Genomic DNA, 15,485 nt, shown 5'->3' on the forward strand with positions numbered 1-15,485 from the left:
TCCGCTGCGGAGACTGTCGAGCTGGGTGCACAGACGGGGCACGGGTGTCTGGGTGATCGGTTGGAAGTGGGTGGGCGCACAGGCGGGGCAGCTCGACAGTCTGCACGTCGACCACCCGCCGGAGCGGGCCCGCCGTGCGGGCTCAGCTCGGAACAAGGGTGGTCGGAGGGCGCCGGGGCGGATCGAGATGGTCGGAGGGTCCGGGCTGGTCAGGGTCCGGGCTGGTCAGGGTCCGGGCTGGTCAGGGTCGGGGCTGGTCAGGATCGGGCGGGGGTGTCCTCGGGACTTGCGACGCCGGGCGGCGCCGTCCTGCGCTGGGCGGCGGGGTGTGCCGGCCCGGCGCCGCCCCGGAGCAGCGAGTCGCACCACTGCCGGTGCAGGTCGGCGTACCGGCCGCCCCGGCCGATCAGCGCCACCGGCGGGCCGTCCTCGACCACCCGGCCGCCGTCGAGCACCAGCACCCGGTCGGCTATCTCCACGGTGGAGAGCCGGTGCGCGATGACGATCGCGGTCCGGTCGGCCAGGATGGTCCGCAGCGCCCGTTGCACCAGCCGCTCGCTCGGGATGTCCAGCGACGAGGTGGCCTCGTCGAGGATCAGCACCGCCGGGTCCGCGAGGAACGCCCGGGCGAACGCGACGAGCTGGCGCTGCCCGGCGGAGAGCCGGCCGCCACGGCGGTGCACGTCGGTGGCGTACCCGGCGGGCAGCGCGGCGATGAAGTCGTGCGCGCCGATCGCCGCCGCTGCCGCGACCACGTCCGCGTCGTCCGCACCCGGGCGACCGAACCGGATGTTGTCCGCCACCGAGCCGGCGAAGAGATGGTTCTCCTGGGTGACCATGACGACCGCCCGGCGCAGCTCGGCGTCGGCGACGTCGCGCAGGTCGACGCCGTCCAGCGTGACGGTGCCCCGGGTCGGGTCGTAGAACCGGGCGACCAGCTTCGCCACCGTCGACTTCCCGGCCCCGGTCGCGCCGACCAGCGCCACGGTCTGACCCGCCGGAATGCTGAGGGTCAACTCGGGCAGCACCGGAGTGGCGGTGCGATAACCGAAGGTCACCGCCCGCAGCTCCACCGCACCCCGGACCGGCCCGGAGGGCAGCGGGCGGGGGGTGGTCGGTTCCGGCACACCGGGCCGCTCGTCGAGTACGCCGGCCAGTTTCTCCAGCGCCGCCGTGGCGGACTGGAGCGCGTTGTAGAACTGGCTCAACTCCTGCATCGGCTCGAAGAACCGGCGCAGGTAGAGCAGGAACGCGGCGAGTACGCCGATCTCGGCATGCCCGCCCAGCACCCGCATCCCGCCGTACGCCAACACCACCGCGATCGTCACGTTGCCGATCACCTTGATCGCCGGAGAGTACGTGGCGATCAGCCGGAAGGCCCGCAGGTTCGCCCGCCGGTGGTCGTCGTTCACGGCCGTGAAGATCTGCTGGTTGCGTGGCTCGCGGCGGAACGCCTGCACCGCCCGGATCCCGCCGAGGGACTCGACGAAGTGCACGATCACCAGTGCGACCGTCTCCCGGGTGCGCCGGTAGGCCGCCGCCGACGCGCGGGCGAACCAGCGGGACAGCCAGAGCAGGAACGGGAAGGCCAGCAGGGTCACCACGGCCAGCGGCGGGTCCAGCCAGAGCAGCACCCCGGCCACCGAGACGATGGAGAGCACGGCGAGCACCAGGTCGTCGATGCCGCCGTCGACAAGTTCGGCGATCGAGTCCATGTCACTTGTCAGCCGGGCCACCAGCCGGCCCGAGGTGTAGCGCTCGTGGAAGCTGACCGACAGCCGCAGGAAGTGGTCGTACACCCGGCGCCGCAGGTCGAGCAGGATGGCCTGGCCGATCCGGGTGGAGAGGGTGAGGAAACCGCGCTTGCCGGCGTACTCGGCGACGGCGGCGAGGCCGAACGCGGCCGCCACCGCGACCAGCGGCCCCGGATCGCCGGCCCGCAGCGGCCCGATCGCGTGGTCGATGCCGAGCATCACCAGGTACGGTCCGGCCATCCCGGCGGCGTTCTGCAACAGCAGCAGGGCCACCGCCACCCCGATCAGCCGGCGGTGCGGGCGGATCAGCGAGCCGAGCAGGACCCGGCTGCGGCTGCGCAGCCGGGCGATGCCCTGTGTGGTGCCGGTCTCGGCGGCGGTACGGTCCGCCTCCGGATCGGCGGCGATCCCCCGCCACCGGCCCAGCTCGGACCCGCCGTCCGGACCCGCCTCCGCCCCGCCGTCCCGCCCGGCGGCCGTCGTCCCTCCGTTCCGCCCGGCAGGCTCCGTCCCGCCGTTCCGCCCGGCAGGCTCCGTCCCTCCGTTCCGCCCGGCAGGCTCCGTCCCGCCGTCCCGCCCGGCGGCCGTCGTCCCGCTGATCGGCTCGGTTGCCGTCATGACCGGACGAGTCCCAGCTCACCGGTGTCGACGACCGTCCCGCTGCGGTCGGTGGTCGTCTCGACCGGTCCGGTCTCCTCGGCGGAGAGCACCGACCGGTACGCCGGCACGTCGCGTAGCAGCTCGGCGTGGGTGCCGACGGCTGCGATCCGACCGTCGGCGAGCAGCGCCACCCGGTCGGCGAGAGCGACTGTGGACGGCCGGTGCACCACGAGCAGCGCGGTGGTGTCCCGGAGCACCCGGGCCAGCGCCCGCTCGACAAGCGCCTCGGTGTGTACGTCAAGCGCCGACAGCGGGTCGTCGAGGACCAGTACCCCGGGCCGGCCGAGCACCGCCCTGGCCAGGGCGAGGCGTTGCCGCTGCCCGCCGGAGAGGGAGAGTCCCTGTTCGCCGATGCGGGTGTCCAGCCCCCACGGCAGGTCGTACACGAAGTCGGCCTGGGCGACGGCGAGCGCGGCGCGTACCTCGTCGTCACCGGCGTCGGCCCGGCCGAGCGTGAGGTTCTCCCGGACCGACATCGAGAAGAGCGTCGGTTCCTCGAACGCGATCCCGACCCGGCGGCGCAGCGAGTCGAGCCGGATGTCTCGGACGTCGCGCCCGTCCAGGGTGACCTGCCCGGCGGTGACGTCGTGCAGGCGCGGTACCAGCGACAGCAGGGTGGTCTTGCCACAGCCGGTGGCGCCGACGACGGCCAGCGTCTCGCCGGGCCGCACCGTCAGGTCGACGCCGCGCAGCACCGGGGGACCCTGCGGGTAGCCGAACCACACACCGGCGAAGCGCAGCGCCCCGCCCCGGGTGCTGGCCACCGGCCCCGCCCAGGTCAACGCCACCGCGCCCGGCCGGTCGACGATCGCCGGCGGGGTGTCCAGCACCTCGTAGATCCGGTCCGCGGCGGTCATCGCCTCCTGCGCGTTGGCGATGATCCAGGCCAGCGACTCGATCGGCCAGACCAGCATCAGTTGCAGGCTGACGAAGGCGACCAGGCCGCCGATGGTGAGCGAGCCGTCTGCGACGGCCGCCGCACCGGCGACCAGCACCGCCGCCAGGGTCAGGTTGGGGATCAGGTCGAACTGTGCGGAGGTACGGGCCAGCAGCCGGCCCTTGCCGGTAGCGGTGTCGTGCAGGGTACGACTGCCCGCCGCGAACCTCCGCACCATCTCCGGGCGCCGTCCGAATGCCTTGACGGTGCGGATGCCCTGCGCGGACTCCTCGATCAGCGTGGCCAGATCGCCCTGCTCGTCCTGTAGCCGTCGGGCCGCCCGCAGGTAGGCCCGGGTGAAGCGGCGGCTGGCGAGGAACAGCGGTACGGCACCGGCCGCGACCAGCAGCCCGAGCCCCGGATGCAGGGTGATCAGCAGTGTCACCACGGCGAGGTAGGTGGTGATGTTGACGACCAGGAAGAGCAGCCCGAAGGAGAGGAAGCGCCGGAGCACCGACAGGTCACTGGTGGCCCGGGACAGCAGTTGGCCGGACTGCCAGCGGTCGTGGAAGCCGATGTGCAGTCGTTGCAGGTGGGCATAGATCTCGTCCCGGATGGTGGCCTCCATCCCGACCGCCGAAGACGACTGCGCCCACCGCCGGATGAAGATCAGTGCGGCTTCGGCGAGCCCGAGCAGCAGGGCCAGCCCGCCGAGCCGGAGCAGGCCGGCCGGGTCGTGGTGGGCGATCGGGCCGTCCACCGCCCGCTGCACCACGAGCGGCACGGCGATGCTCGCCCCGGTCGCCGCGAACGCCGCGAGCAGCAGCCAGACCAGCTGCCAACGGTACGGGCGGAGGTAGCGCCGCAACCGCCACAGGTTGCCGGGCATCGGCAGGGCGGGTAGCCGTGAGCGCGCCCGGCCCCGGACCGTGCGCTCGCCGTCACGATCCGGCGCCATCCCCTGACGGTAGTGGCAAATGCGGTCGCCGGATGAGTCGTGTTGTTGTCACCTCCCGACCCGCTGTCCTTCTCGACCCGTGTTGTCACCGCTCGACCGGACTGCCCTCGTGCGCGAGCAGCCAGCGCTTCACCGGCAAGCCCCAGCGGAAGCCGCCGAGTCCACCGTCGGTGCGCAACACCCGGTGACACGGTACGAAGAGCGCGGCGGCGTTGCGGGCACAGGCCATCGCGGCGGCCCGGACGGCTCGGGGCCGGCCGGAGAGTTCGGCGAACTCGGTGTAGGTGACCGGCTCGCCTGGCTTGATCCGGCGCAACGTCTCCCAGGCGTGGGCCAGGAACTCCCCGCCGGTGTGCTGCGCCACCGGTACGGTGTCGATCGCGGTCAGGTCGCCGTCCAGATAGGAGCGTACGGCGGCGGTGACCGGCCCGAGTTCCGGCCGCTCCCGCAGCTCTCGGCGCAGTCGGGGGTGCACCAGTCCCAGCAGTGTGCCGGGATCGGTGTCGAAGCCGGCGGCGTGCACCACCCCGTCCGGGTCGGCCAGCACGGTCAGTGCACCGGCCGGCGTCTCGATCCGGCTGCCGTACATCTCGATCCGGCTGCTGCGCATGCTGTCGAGCATCTCGTTCATCCCGCTCTCCATAGTCTGATCACCGCGTACGAGCGCCAGGGCCGCCAGCGGCCGGCGTACGCGTCGAGGTTCTTCGGGTCGTCGGGGAGGCCGAGCGCGGCGGCGCCCCGGCGTACCCCGAGGTCGGTGGGGAGGAAGACGTCGGGGTCGCCGATCGCCCGCATCGCGACGTAGCCGGCGGTCCAGGCGCCGATGCCGGGCAGGGCGGTGAGCCGCTCGACCAGCTCGGCCCGGTCCGCGCCGGGGTCCAGGTCCAGCTCGCCGGCCGCGACCGCCTCGGCCAGCGCCCGGATGCTCGCCCGGCGGGCGGCCGGCATGCCGAACGCCGGGTCCGGCAGCGCCAGCACCTCCTCGGCGCTCGGGAACGCCCGCAGCCCGCCGGACCCGCCCGAAACCGCTTCGCCGGGCTCGGTGGGCTCACCGGAATCAGTGCGGTCGGTGGGATCGCTCGGGGCGGCGGCGAGCCGGGCCAGCACGCTCCGGGCCCCGGCGACCGAGACCTGCTGGCCGACGATCGCCCGGACGGCCATCTCGAAGCCGTCCACTGCCCGGGGTACCCGGATGCCCGGCTCCTTCGCCACCGCTTCGGCGAAGGCCGGATCGGCACCGAGCAGCGCGTCCACCGCCTCCGGGTCGGCGTCCAGGTCGAAGAGCCGGCGGCAGCGGGCCACCGCCGGGGCCAGGTCGCGGACATCGGCGAGCCGGAGGGTGGCGGCGACGTACCCGGGCAGCGGGGTCAGGCCGATCTCGGCCGGCCCGTTCGGCAGCCGCAGACCCCGGCGGTACGTGCCGCCGGCCACCTGCTCGATCCCGGGCACCGCGCGCCGGGCGAGAAAGTCCAGCAGCGCGTCGGCGTGCAGTGGCGCCCGGTAGGCGAGTCGCAGCGGGATCGTCCCCGGCCGGCCGTTCGGCTCGGCGGCTCCGGGGTCTGCGTGCCGGACCATCTGGTCGGGGGCGCCGCCCCGGACCGCCCGGGTGCCACTGCCTCGCGGGCCGACGGCGGCGCCGCTGCGTCGCGGGCCGGTGACGGCGCCACTGCCTCGCGGGCCGACGGCGGCGCCGCTGCGTCGCGGGCCGGTGGCGGCGGCGTGGCGGGCGGCGTCACGCAGTTGGGACGGCGCGACCGCGTACACCTCGCGGATGGTGTCGTTGAACTGCCGTACGCTGCCGAAGCCGGCGGCGAAGGCGATCTCGGCGAGCCCGAGACCGGTCGTCTCGATGAGGATCCGGGCGGTCTGCGCCCGCTGGGCCCGGGCCAGGGCGAGCGGCCCGGCGCCGACCTCGGCGACGAGCATCCGGTTGAGGTGCCGTTCGGTGTAGCCGAGCCGGCCGGCCAGCCCCGGCACCCCGTCCCGGTCCACCACGCCGTCGGCGATCATCCGCATCGCCCGGCCGACGACGTCGGCCCGGACGTTCCACTCCGGCGAGCCGGGGGCCGCGTCGGGCCGGCACCGCCGGCAGGCGCGCAGCCCGGCCCGCTGGGCGGCGGCGGCAGACGGGAAGAAGCGGACGTTGTGCCGCTTCGGGGTCGTCGCCGGACAGGACGGCCGGCAGTAGATGCCGGTGGTGGTGACCCCGGTGTAGAACCAGCCGTCGAACCGCTGGTCCCGGCTGTCGACCGCCCGGTAGCACCGTTCGAAGTCCAGTTCCATGCCTTCGATGGTGCCGCGCTCCGGCCGTGTTGACTCGCGGAAATCGGACCTGACCGTGCGTGACCCGGCAGGGTCGCCCGTCGGGTCGGGGTCCGGGGCACGTCCGTAGACTTCACCCCGGGCCGGGCCGGTGGCGTACACCAGGTCGCGGGAGGCTACGAGAGAGGCAGTCGCGTTCGCATGACTTCACTGACCATCGGCATCGTCGGCCTGCCCAACGTCGGCAAGAGCACCCTGTTCAACGCGCTGACCAAGAACGACGTGCTCGCCGCGAACTACCCGTTCGCCACCATCGAGCCGAACGTCGGGGTGGTCGGGCTGCCGGACGGGCGGCTGGCGAAGCTCGCCGAGATCCACGGCTCGCAGAAGATCATCCCCGCGCCGGTCTCCTTCGTCGACATCGCCGGCCTGGTCCGGGGCGCGTCGAAGGGGCAGGGCCGCGGCAACGCGTTCCTGGCCAACATCCGGGACGCCGCCGCGATCTGCCAGGTCGTCCGGGTCTTCTCCGACCCGAACGTGGTGCACGTCGACGGCAAGGTCTCGCCCGGCGACGACATCGAGACGATCAACACCGAGCTGATCCTGGCCGACCTGCAGACGATCGAGAAGGCCCTGCCCCGGCTGGAGAAGGAGGCGAGGGTCCGCAAGGACCGGGCCGCCGCCGTCACCGCCGCGAAGAAGGCGGCCGAGTTGCTCGACACCGGGGTCACGCTGTACGCGGGGGCGGCCACCGCCGGGATCGAGGTCGCCGAGCTGCGCGAGCTGCACCTGCTGACCACCAAGCCCTTCCTGTACGTCTTCAACGTCGACGAGGCGGAACTGAACAACGCCGACCTGCTCGACGAGCTGCGGGCGCTCGTCGCCCCGGCCGAGGCGATCTTCATGGACGCCAAGGTCGAGTCGGAGCTGACCGACCTGCCCCCGGACGAGGCGCGGGAACTGCTGGAGTCGATCGGGCAGTCCGAGCCCGGTCTCGACCAGCTCATCCGGGTCGGCTTCCGCACCCTGGGCCTACAGACCTACCTGACCGCCGGGCCGAAGGAGGCCCGTGCCTGGACCGTGCCGATCGGGGCGACCGCGCCGGAGGCCGCCGGGGTGATCCACTCCGACTTCCAGCGCGGCTTCATCAAGGCCGAGATCGTCTCGTACGACGACCTGGTCGCCGCCGGCTCGATGGCCGCCGCCAAGGCCGCCGGTCGGGTCCGGATCGAGGGCAAGGACTACGTCATGCAGGACGGCGACGTGGTGGAGTTCAGGTTCAACGTCTGATTCCGCTTCATCGCCTGCTTCGCCGACGTGTGGTAACACCATGGCATGGTCGCTGTATGGCGAGGACGGAGAAGGTGACGATCACGCTGCCGGGAGAGCTGCTGGAGAGCATTAAGAAGCACAGACAACGTCTCCGGTTACCTCACCGAATTGCGGCGTAGGCTCAGCCCTTGCGGCGAGGCACCAACCGGTCCAGTTCGAGTTCTATCGGGAAAGGCGTGGAACTGCGGAGCTCGTGGCGATGGATTCCGGTCGGCGCGTACGACCGGGTGGGGCCGTCGAGTTCGTAGGAGTGCACGACTGGCAGATCGTCCTCGTCTTCGACGCGCCAGTAGTGCGGGATGTCGGCTTCCGCGTACTTCCGTAGTTTGACCGTGCGGTCGCGGTGGGCTGACTCCGGCGACACCACCTCCACGACCAGGAGAGTCTCCTCCGGCGTGTAGAAGGTTCGGGACGGATCGTAGGGTGCCGCCGCGGCCAAGAGGTCGGGCTCGGGACGATTCCATCGGTCGAGCCGGATCGTGATTTCCCGATCGACCTCGACGCCCGGCGGTGCCTGGTCGGTCAGGCTGTTCACCAGCGCGGTGACCATGCGTGCGTGCCAGACCCGCTGGGGAGACATCATGAAGACGAGTGCTCCATCGATCAGTTCGGTATGGCGGGGTGCTTCGGTGAGCCTGTCAAGATCGTCCGCGTACCACCCCTCGGGGCGGGGCGGCCGCATCCACTCGGGCACCGCAGTCATGCCGTCACCGTAGCATTCGGTAGTCGCGGCCCCGGCCCGCTGCGCTCGCCCGCCCCTGGCGGTGTACAACATCGGCGAAGGGCCGGCGACGCGGGTGAGCCTGTCGCTGCCGGAGGGGACTGCCGAGACGATACGGGCGCGGGTAGGGAAGCGGGAGTTCTCCCCGCGTTCATCGCCGAGGCGGTCGAGCGGGAGCTGCGCGGGCAGGTGCTTGACCCGGCCGGACGCTCAGCGTTTGATCGCGAACGTCGATTTCGCCAGCTGGTATGCCGGCAGCATCTCCTCGTACTCTTGGGTGTCCGCGCCGCCCAGCGTAAGCAGGAAGGTGCCCATCCGGGTGCCCACCACCAGCGCCCGTCCCCGGGTGGGCTCGTCGGTCAGCTCGCTCTCCTTCAGGAACGTCGCCTCGATCGCCGAGATCGGTCCTGCCTTCGTCTCCCGGTACTGCACATCGGTGAGTTTTCCATACTCGGCGAGGAACTGCTCAAGTCCCTTACGGGCACCGATCACGGCACCCCGGTCGACCATCCAGACCCGGAGGAACCCGGTGTTGCCGGCCGGCTTCGCGTCGACCTCGCACCACATGTTGGCGCCGCCCAACTCCGCCAGCTCGGCGAACTCGGGATCCACCTCGACCGGCTTCGCCTGCCACTTGGCCGGCATCTCGAAGCTGACCCGCAGTTCCCCGCAGGGCGTACCGTCGGCGCCGACCGTGCTCCCGGTGGCGGCCGGAGGGACGTCGTCGTACCAGGGCGGGCCGGCCGCCACGGGGGTGCCGCTCGGCGAGGGCGAGCCGTCGGTGACCGCCGGCTTGTCGGCGTCGCCGCAACCGGTGGCCAGCATGCTGGTGAACGCTGCCAGCGCAGCCACTCCGACTCTTCCCCGCACGGTGTCACTCCTCGACTTGTTGATCAAAGCTGTGCCAGCAAACCCGGGCACCCAGCGAAAGTCAACTGCGGCCGAGCAAGGTGCCCCCGGTCCACCCGGGCGAGGTGCTGATGGAGGAGTTCATCGAGCCGCTCGGCATCACCCAGCACAGGGTCGCCGTCGCCATCGGCGTACCGCCCCGGCGGATCAACGAGATCGTGCACGGCAAGCGCCGCATCACGGCTGACACCGCCCTGCGGCTGGCCCGCTACTTCGGGACGTCCGACCTCTTCTGGATCAACTTGCAGAACCGGTTCGACCTGGAGATCGAACGCGACGCGCTCGGCCACGTACTGGAGAAGATCCAGCCGCTACGCGGCCTAGGCCCCGCCGGACGGGCGGCCAGGACCGCCGCGATGGTCTGGGCGATCGGGGCCGTTGCCTCGCCGACCAGCCGGTACGGGTCCTCCGGCGTATCGGCGAGTGGGCCCCCGGGGTTGATCGACCCGTCCCCGTCGACCAGTACCTCTCAGGAGATGTAGTGCAGGATCACGTTGTGCACGTGGTGGCTCTTCTGGTCGCCCCGGAACTCCACCTCGTAGGTGTGCGTGCCGACGTTTATCGCGATCGCGCCGGTGGAGAAGAACGAGCCGCCCCAGGACTTGTTGCTGACCACGCTGACACTGGTGATCTTCGAGTACGGGATGCTGGTGATCGCGAACTTCTTGCCGACGAACGACTTGTCCTGGATGATCACGCGCCGGTCGGTCAACCCGATGAACCCGGTGCCGGTGCCGATGGCGTCGTAGACGGCGATGACCTGTTCCCCGTCGAGGAGGCCACTCTCGATCTGCTTGAGCTGCTCCCGACGGTCATAGCTGACGTTGGCCATGATCCGAGGGTAGGAGCACCGCGCCAGCGCCGCGCGTCGGCGAGCACCCGGCAGTGGCCGTGCTCAGTTCGGCGCGGTCACCGCGCGGTAGACGTCCTCGATGCGGGCGGCCAGGGTGACCTCACCGTCGGTGATCTCGCTGTCGTCGCGAGGGCCGATCCTGATCTGGGTGTGCCCGTCCAGGCGGCGGATCTCCGGGCGGAGATGCAGCGCGTCCGCGATGATCTTTATCCGCTCGGTGAGTGCCGCGTGCTGGGTGTCGTCGAGGAGAAGGGTCCTCTTGATCTGCTGTCCCTCGCGGGTCCAGCCGCCCAGTAGGGTGAGTGCGTCGCTCAGGTAGTCGCGGTCCATCCGGCCACCCCAGAGAGCACGCATCGCCAAACCTCCCAGGCGTCGTTGCCGGCTTGTGGCCAAATCGTCGCCATCCCGTGTCTCGGTCGGTGCTCCCTAGTCTGTCTCTGGCCGGCTGGTGTGTCCACGTCCACCCTTCCGTCTTCTGTTGACCGGTGGGCCCGGCGCGGCTACCCGAATTCCCGATTGATCTGGCACGCTGGACGCCCGTGCGGACCGATTGGGCGAGCGGTAACGACCGGGACGGGTCGACAGGGGGACATTCCGGGCGCGGACGGCGGGAGCCGAAGGTCGTCGTCGGAGCGGCGATCGTGGCCGCCGGGCGGGTACTCGGGTGTGCGCGATCTCACCCTCCGGAGGTGGCCGGCCGGTGGGAGTTCCCGGGTGGGAAGGTCGAGCCCGGCGAGTCCGAGGTTGCCGCGCTGGTCCGGGAGTGCGCCGAGGAACTGGGCGTACGGATCGAGGTCGGCGAGCGGATCGGCCGGGACGTCCGGATGGGCGGCCACGGTCGCTCGGTGCTCCGGGTCTACCTGGCCGTACTCGTCGACGGGGACCAACCGCGGCCGCTGGAGCACTCCGAGATCCGCTGGCTGCGCCCGGAGGAACTGGACAGCGTGCCGTGGCTGCCGGCGGACGTACCGATAGTGGCCGCCCTGCGCCCGGTGCTGGCCGCCGCCACCTGAACGACGGGCAGGACTGCGAGATCGCTGCCCGAACCGGACGCGGGCCGGGACCGCTGGACGGCGGTCCCGGCCCACGGCGCGGAACGGAACAGGACGCGACGGAACAGAACGGAACCGGTCAGTCCTCGGCTCGGTCCTTGGCCGGCGGCTGGTCCGGGTGGCTGTAGTTCAGCCCCTCGGCCGGCAGCGGGAAGGTCACGTCGTCGCCGAACGGCGAGGGTGCGGCCGCCTTGTCGAAGGTGAACTCGCTGATCGCCAGCCGTCCCCGGGAGTCGACCGGCGGAGCGGTCGGGTGCGGGACCTGCCGGCCCCAGTGCACACCGCGCTCCGCGCCGGCCTCGGGCCCGTGCGACCCGCCGACGTGCGCGTGCACCGTGCCGAGCTCGTCCGGGTCGCGCGGCGTCTGGGCCTGCGCGGCCTCGTTCTGCTTGCCACGACGGAAGATCTTGCTACCGAGCCACACAACGGGATCGTACCGCCGGTCGACGACGCGTTCCTTCATTGGGATGATCGCGTTGTCGGTGATCTTGATGTGCTCGGGACAGACCTCGGTGCAGCACTTGGTGATGTTGCAGTAGCCGAGCCCCTGCGACGCCTGGGCGTACTCCTTGCGGTCCGTCTTGGCGTCCAGCGGGTGCATGTCCAGCTCGGCGGCGCGGATGAAGTAGCGCGGCCCGGAGAAGGCGACCTTGTTCTCCTCGTGGTCGCGGACCACGTGGCAGGTGTTCTGGCACAGGAAGCACTCGATGCACTTGCGGAACTCCTGCGACCGCTCGACGTCCACCTGCTGCATCCGGTACTCACCCGGCGCAAGGTCGGCCGGCGGCGCGAACGCCGGGGTCTCCCGGGCCTTCTCGTAGTTGTACGAGACGTCGGTGACCAGGTCCCGGACGATCGGGAAGGTCCGCAGCGGGGTGATGGTGACCGTCTCGGTCTCCTCGAACGTCGACATCCGGGTCATGCAGCCCAGCCGGGGCATGCCGTTGATCTCCATCGAGCAGGAGCCGCACTTGCCGGCCTTGCAGTTCCACCGGCAGGCCAGGTCCGGCGCCTCGGTCGCCTGCAACCGGTGGATGACGTCGAGGACGACCTCGCCCTCGTTCACCTGCACCTGGTAGTCGGTCAGCTCGCCGCCGGACTCGTCGCCACGCCACACCTTGAAGTGGCGGGTGCCGCCGGCCTTGCCGGTGCCGCCCGGCGCGTTCTCTGTCGCCATTACTTGGCCGCCTCCTCAGCGTGCGCCTCTGCGGTGAGGGCGTCGAAGTCCGCCAGTTCCTCGTCGGTCAGGTACTTGGCCAGCTCGCCCCGGTCGAAGAGCTGGATCAGCTCGGCCCGGATCTTCGGCAGCGGCTTGTGCTCCAGGCGTACCTTGTCGCCGTCGAGCGAGCAGACCAGATTGACCGCGCGCCACTTCGGCGCCATCGTCGGGAAGTCCTCCCGGGTGTGACCGCCCCGGGACTCCTCGCGCTCCAGCGCCGCCCGGGCCGTGCACTCCGAGACCACGAGCATGTTGCGCAGGTCCAGCGCCAGGTGCCAGCCGGGGTTGTAGCGGCGGCCGCCGGCCACCGCCACCCGGGTCACCCGGTCGCGCAGGTCGGCGAGCCTGACCAGCGACTCCTCCAGCTCGCCCTTGCGCCGGATGATGCCGACCAGGTCGCCCATCACCGCCTGGAGGTCCTGCTGCAACGTGTACGGGTTCTCCCCGCCGTCGCGCTCCAGCGGGGCCAGCGCCCGGTCCACCGCCGCCTCGACGTCGCCGGCCGCGACCTTCGGCCGGCCGGACAACCCTCCGGCGTACGTCGCCGCGTGCTCGCCGGCCCGCTTGCCGAAGACCAGCAGGTCCGACAGCGAGTTGCCGCCGAGCCGGTTCGACCCGTGCATGCCGCCGGAGACCTCACCGGCGGCGAAGAGCCCCTGCACGTGCCCGGCCGCCGCACCGCTGTCCGGGTCGACCTCGACGCCACCCATCACGTAGTGGCAGGTCGGGCCGACCTCCATCGGCTCGGCGGTGATGTCGACGTCGGCCAGCTCCTTGAACTGGTGGTACATCGAGGGCAGCCGGCGGCGGATCTCCTCGGCCGGCAGCCGGCTGGCGATGTCCAGGTAGACGCCGCCGGCCGGGGTACCCCGGCCCGCCTTGACCTCGGCGTTGATCGCCCGCGCCACCTCGTCCCGGGGCAGCAGCTCCGGCGGGCGCCGGTTGTTGTCCGGGTCGGTGTACCAGCGGTCCGCCTCCTCCTCGGTCTCCGCGTACTGCTTGCGGAAGACGTCCGGGACGTAGTCGAACATGAACCGCTTGCCGTCGGAGTTCTTCAGCACCCCGCCGTCGCCGCGGACCGACTCGGTGACCAGGATGCCCTTCACCGAGGGCGGCCAGACCATGCCGGTCGGGTGGAACTGGAGGAACTCCATGTTGATGAGCGTGGCGCCGGCCCGCAGCGCCAGCGCGTGCCCGTCCCCGGTGTACTCCCAGGAGTTCGAGGTGACCTTGTACGACCGGCCGACCCCGCCGGTCGCCAGCACCACGGCCGGAGCCTCGAAGAGGACGAACTCGCCGGACTCCCGGTAGTAGCCGAACGCCCCGGCCACCCGGTCACCGTCGAGCAGCAGCTCGGTGATGGTGGTCTCGGCGAAGACCTTGATCCGGGCGTCGTAGTCGCCGTGCGTCTTCTTGTCCTCCTGCTGCAGCGAGACGATCTTTTGTTGCAGGGTGCGGATCAGCTCCAGCCCGGTCCGGTCGCCGACGTGCGCCAGCCGCGGGTACTCGTGACCGCCGAAGTTGCGCTGCGAGATCTTCCCGTCCTTGGTGCGGTCGAAGAGCGCGCCGTACGTCTCCAGCTCCCAGATCCGGGCCGGCGACTCCTTGGCGTGCAGCTCGGCCATCCGGAAGTTGTTCAGGAACTTGCCGCCCCGCATGGTGTCCCGGAAGTGCACCTGCCAGTTGTCCCGGCTGTTCACGTTCCCCATCGCGGCGGCGGCGCCGCCCTCGGCCATCACGGTGTGCGCCTTGCCGAACAGCGACTTCGAGATGATCGCGGTCCGCTTGCCGGCGAGCCGGGCCTCGATCGCCGCCCGCAGGCCGGCGCCGCCGGCGCCGATGACGACGACGTCGTAGTGGTGTCGTTCGATTCGGGTAGTCATGTCAGAGGCCCTTTAGTTGATGAACCGCAGGTCGTCGAACCAGTTGGCGGAGAGCGCCATGACGTAGAAGTCGGTGAGCGCCAGGGTGCCCAGGGTGATCCAGGCGAGCTGCATGTGCCGGACGTTCAGCTTCGAGACGAACGTCCAGGCCCGGTAGCGGACCGGGTGCTGGGAGAAGTGCTTCAACCGGCCGCCGGCGATGTGCCGGCAGGAGTGGCAGGAGAGCGTGTACGCCCAGAGCATCACCACGTTGCCGAGCAGGATCAGGTTGCCGAGACCGAAGCCGAAGCCCTTGGGGCTGTGGAAGGCGAGGATCGCGTCCCAGCTGTTGATCAGCGAGATGACCACGGCGGCGTAGAAGGTGTAGCGGTGCAGGTTCTGCCCGAGCAGCGGGAAGCGGGTCTCGCCGGTGTAGGTCTTGTGCCCGTCCGGCACCGCGCAGGCCGGCGGCGAGAGCCAGAACGACCGGTAGTACGCCTTGCGGTAGTAGTAGCAGGTGAGCCGGAACAGCAGCAGGAACGGCAGGGTCAGCGCCGCGTCCGGGATGAACCACCAGCCGGGCAGTACCCGGCCGAAGTGGGCCGCCTCGGGAATGCAGGCTTCCGTCACGCACGGCGAATAGAACGGCGTCAGGTAGTGGTAGTCCGCCACCCAGTAGAAGTCGTGCATGAATACCCGCACCGTCGCGTACGTGACCCAGGCGCCGAGCCCGATCACGGTGATCAGCGGTGCGAACCACCAGCGGTCGGTACGCAGGGTTTTTGCCGCGATGGCCGCGCGCTGGCGCACGCTTCCCGGCAGTCCGGCCGGAGGTGGGGCCGTCCTCGTAGTCATCTATGTCTCCCTGACGGGGCCCGGTCGCTTCGACGGGCACGGATGGTGTTCCGGCGGGGCGCGCGGGACAGGGGAGGACCCGTAGCCGCGCTACCTGCGTCCGCGTCGGTGCACACGTTACGCCGCACGTTGACAGGCACATGCGCAAGGGAGTCTCGCGGGTTTCCCGCC

The 15,485-nt window shown here is 71.2% G+C and carries 11 protein-coding genes and 4 pseudogenes; 3 read left to right on the plus strand and 12 right to left on the minus strand.

What is annotated here, in order from left to right:
* Positions 1–350: 350 nt before the first annotated feature.
* The 4 genes and pseudogenes from ACN28A_RS19110 to ACN28A_RS19125 all read right to left on the minus strand — a co-directional run.
* Positions 351–2,372, minus strand: a pseudogene (locus ACN28A_RS19110) (ABC transporter transmembrane domain-containing protein); the annotation flags it as partial.
* Positions 2,369–4,180, minus strand: coding sequence for an ABC transporter ATP-binding protein (locus ACN28A_RS19115; protein ID WP_421404492.1), 1,812 nt, complete (start codon positions 4,178–4,180; stop codon positions 2,369–2,371). The pseudogene ACN28A_RS19110 and the gene ACN28A_RS19115, both read right to left, overlap by 4 nt.
* A 154-nt stretch (positions 4,181–4,334) precedes the next feature.
* A complete protein-coding gene (locus ACN28A_RS19120) occupies positions 4,335–4,838 on the minus strand; it encodes a methylated-DNA--[protein]-cysteine S-methyltransferase (RefSeq protein WP_421404494.1) in 504 nt (167 codons plus the stop codon).
* 484 nt (positions 4,839–5,322) lie between these two features.
* A pseudogene (locus ACN28A_RS19125) lies at positions 5,323–6,532 on the minus strand (bifunctional transcriptional activator/DNA repair enzyme AdaA); the annotation flags it as partial.
* A 180-nt stretch (positions 6,533–6,712) separates the two neighbouring features.
* Here ACN28A_RS19125 and ychF point away from each other — a divergent pair.
* Positions 6,713–7,801: a redox-regulated ATPase YchF gene (ychF, locus tag ACN28A_RS19130; protein ID WP_421396892.1), complete on the plus strand. Its 1,089-nt coding sequence runs from the start codon at positions 6,713–6,715 to the stop codon at positions 7,799–7,801.
* Positions 7,802–7,964: 163 nt separating this feature from the next.
* Here ychF and ACN28A_RS19135 read toward each other — a convergent pair whose 3' ends face one another.
* Both ACN28A_RS19135 and ACN28A_RS19140 read right to left on the minus strand, forming a co-directional pair.
* Entirely contained in the window at positions 7,965–8,546 is a 582-nt protein-coding gene (locus tag ACN28A_RS19135) for a Uma2 family endonuclease (RefSeq protein WP_421396893.1), read from the minus strand.
* Between the two features lie 228 nt (positions 8,547–8,774).
* Positions 8,775–9,416 carry a lipoprotein gene (locus ACN28A_RS19140; protein WP_421396894.1) on the minus strand — a complete coding sequence of 214 codons (642 nt, stop codon included), beginning with the start codon at positions 9,414–9,416 and terminating at the stop codon, positions 8,775–8,777.
* 98 nt (positions 9,417–9,514) lie between these two features.
* Between ACN28A_RS19140 and ACN28A_RS19145 the strand changes: the two genes are divergently transcribed.
* The gene (locus ACN28A_RS19145; protein WP_421396895.1) at positions 9,515–9,955 is read left to right on the plus strand and encodes a HigA family addiction module antitoxin; all 441 of its coding nucleotides are present in this window, start codon (positions 9,515–9,517) and stop codon (positions 9,953–9,955) included.
* On the opposite strand, the gene ACN28A_RS19150 is transcribed toward ACN28A_RS19145, so the two are convergent.
* Both ACN28A_RS19150 and ACN28A_RS19155 read right to left on the minus strand, forming a co-directional pair.
* Positions 9,943–10,305 (minus strand): PH domain-containing protein, encoded by a 363-nt coding sequence (locus ACN28A_RS19150; protein WP_421396896.1) that lies wholly within the window; start codon positions 10,303–10,305, stop codon positions 9,943–9,945. The two genes, ACN28A_RS19145 and ACN28A_RS19150, sit on opposite strands and share 13 nt — an antisense overlap.
* Positions 10,306–10,368: 63 nt before the next feature.
* Entirely contained in the window at positions 10,369–10,680 is a 312-nt protein-coding gene (locus tag ACN28A_RS19155; RefSeq protein ID WP_421396897.1) for a 4a-hydroxytetrahydrobiopterin dehydratase, read from the minus strand.
* 167 nt (positions 10,681–10,847) lie between these two features.
* Between ACN28A_RS19155 and ACN28A_RS19160 the strand changes: the two genes are divergently transcribed.
* Positions 10,848–11,339 carry a (deoxy)nucleoside triphosphate pyrophosphohydrolase gene (locus ACN28A_RS19160; protein ID WP_421404496.1) on the plus strand — a complete coding sequence of 164 codons (492 nt, stop codon included), beginning with the start codon at positions 10,848–10,850 and terminating at the stop codon, positions 11,337–11,339.
* 118 nt (positions 11,340–11,457) lie between these two features.
* Here ACN28A_RS19160 and ACN28A_RS19165 read toward each other — a convergent pair.
* The 4 genes and pseudogenes from ACN28A_RS19165 to ACN28A_RS19180 form a co-directional block, all read right to left on the minus strand.
* Positions 11,458–11,712, minus strand: a pseudogene (locus ACN28A_RS19165) (succinate dehydrogenase/fumarate reductase iron-sulfur subunit); the annotation flags it as partial.
* A 54-nt stretch (positions 11,713–11,766) separates the two neighbouring features.
* A pseudogene (locus ACN28A_RS19170) lies at positions 11,767–12,555 on the minus strand (succinate dehydrogenase/fumarate reductase iron-sulfur subunit); the annotation flags it as partial.
* Positions 12,555–14,480, minus strand: coding sequence for a fumarate reductase/succinate dehydrogenase flavoprotein subunit (locus tag ACN28A_RS19175; RefSeq protein WP_421396898.1), 1,926 nt, complete (start codon positions 14,478–14,480; stop codon positions 12,555–12,557). The gene ACN28A_RS19175 and the pseudogene ACN28A_RS19170, both read right to left, overlap by 1 nt.
* Before the next feature lie 12 nt (positions 14,481–14,492).
* Positions 14,493–15,314 carry a hypothetical protein gene (locus ACN28A_RS19180; RefSeq protein ID WP_421396899.1) on the minus strand — a complete coding sequence of 274 codons (822 nt, stop codon included), beginning with the start codon at positions 15,312–15,314 and terminating at the stop codon, positions 14,493–14,495.
* Between the last annotated feature and the right edge of the window lie 171 nt (positions 15,315–15,485).

The organism is Plantactinospora sp. WMMB782 (assembly GCF_049179135.1).
Lineage (GTDB): Bacteria > Actinomycetota > Actinomycetes > Mycobacteriales > Micromonosporaceae > Plantactinospora.

Coding starts and splice junctions, on each gene's coding strand:
- ACN28A_RS19180 (WP_421396899.1), bottom strand. CDS start 15,314: ATGACTACGAGGACGGCCCCACCTCCGGCCGGACTGCCGGGAAGCGTG.
- ACN28A_RS19150 (WP_421396896.1), bottom strand. CDS start 10,305: ATGGCCAACGTCAGCTATGACCGTCGGGAGCAGCTCAAGCAGATCGAG.
- ACN28A_RS19115 (WP_421404492.1), bottom strand. CDS start 4,180: ATGCCCGGCAACCTGTGGCGGTTGCGGCGCTACCTCCGCCCGTACCGT.
- ACN28A_RS19120 (WP_421404494.1), bottom strand. CDS start 4,838: ATGTACGGCAGCCGGATCGAGACGCCGGCCGGTGCACTGACCGTGCTG.
- ACN28A_RS19135 (WP_421396893.1), bottom strand. CDS start 8,546: ATGACTGCGGTGCCCGAGTGGATGCGGCCGCCCCGCCCCGAGGGGTGG.
- ACN28A_RS19175 (WP_421396898.1), bottom strand. CDS start 14,480: ATGACTACCCGAATCGAACGACACCACTACGACGTCGTCGTCATCGGC.
- ychF (WP_421396892.1), top strand. CDS start 6,713: ATGACTTCACTGACCATCGGCATCGTCGGCCTGCCCAACGTCGGCAAG.
- ACN28A_RS19155 (WP_421396897.1), bottom strand. CDS start 10,680: ATGCGTGCTCTCTGGGGTGGCCGGATGGACCGCGACTACCTGAGCGAC.